Raw genomic sequence first — 1,313 nt, 5'->3', positions numbered from 1 at the left:
GTCGATCTCCTTTTGGAGCGTGCGACGCGCCTGATGAAAACGCTCGAAGGGATCGCGCGCTTCCTCTGGCCAGTCGGCAGGAAACTCAAAGGGCACCTCCCATTCCACCAGTTCGTTGACCTTGACCACCTGGCCGGCGGGCATGGTGAAGGTTGCCGTGTCGGGCGCGGCAAAGTCCACAAACTGGCCAGACCGGCCGCCCTGGGTAACCTTAAATTGGACAGGATGACCCTTCAATGCCGCGTTGAGCTCAGCCAGGGCTTTTTCCACCGCCGGATGCAGGCGGGCATAGATGCCGTCAATCTCCGGGTTGTTGGCGATCGATTTGAGTGTTACATGCGGCACGGTCTTGTACTTGAAGCCGCTGCCCACACCCTCTTCGGGACGCGCCAGCTCGTAGTAGTCGAAGACGGCGGTCATCAGCCGCTGGCGGGCGAGCGTGATCGCGACGCGCGAGGTATCGCAGGTGATCCAGCGCCGGCCCCACTGCTCGGCGACGTAGGCGGTGGTGCCGCTGCCGCAATTGTGCACGACGCACAGCTCCGTGATGAAAGAATGCGCGTCTTCTACTTCCAGGTCGTACAACTCCTCTTCGGTTTCTTGTGTGTGGAGTTCAGCGATGCGCACGGCGACCCGCTGCGGACCAAAGAAGACCCAATCACCCACAGCCAGGTCCTGCGCTTCCACCCACTCGGCCTTTTCGACGCTGAGCTGAAGGTGGCAGGCGTGTCGAATGGTTTCGTAAACGCCCTCCAGATTGGACAGCACCTCCCTGGCCGGGATGCGCAGTACCTCCAGGCCCAGCCCGCGGAGATAGGCATCGCGGGCCTGATCGTGAGCCAGCGCCTCTTCGCTGCTGTGGGCCAGCGCGCCGTCCACCTCGACGACAAGTTGGGCGTCGCGGCTGTAAAAGTCCGCTATGTACCGACCGATGGGATGCTGGCGTCGGAAGGTGAAACCGGTTTGGTCGTTGCGCAGCACCGCCCATAGATTACGCTCCGGCGGGGTCATTTCACGCCGCAGTGTCTTGCTTCGCCATCGCAACCCCTGGGGAATGCCCGACCAGTCGTTGTGCCCTCCCAGTGAGCGCGGGCGGCGTTTGGCGAGCACCTTGTGGTCGGCAGAGAGCCAAAGCGTCGCGTCGGTTTTTTCGTGGCGGATGCCGATCATCTTGCCGCGGTATGGCCGGCGGATCACGCGCACGACGCGGTGCGGTTGCCCGTCATGCCCCAGAACCCAGTTGCCGGGTTGGATGGATTCGATGGGGCGCAGGGTAGCTCCTCCCCGGCCATCCCCGTAAACGGGGAAGGAGC

At 63.1% G+C, this 1,313-nt stretch carries 1 protein-coding gene; it reads right to left on the bottom strand.

Features of this window, described 5'->3' with window-relative positions; genetic code table 11:
- Positions 1-1,313 (bottom strand): DUF559 domain-containing protein (locus NW835_RS02835; RefSeq protein WP_414414472.1); only part of this gene is annotated, 1,313 nt, incomplete at both ends.

It is taken from the genome of Synechococcus sp. OH2, from assembly GCF_047462155.1.
GTDB lineage: Bacteria > Cyanobacteriota > Cyanobacteriia > Thermostichales > Thermostichaceae > Thermostichus.
The sequence above is the reverse complement of the archived record's forward strand: the minus strand, read 5'-3'. Positions and strand labels throughout refer to the sequence as shown.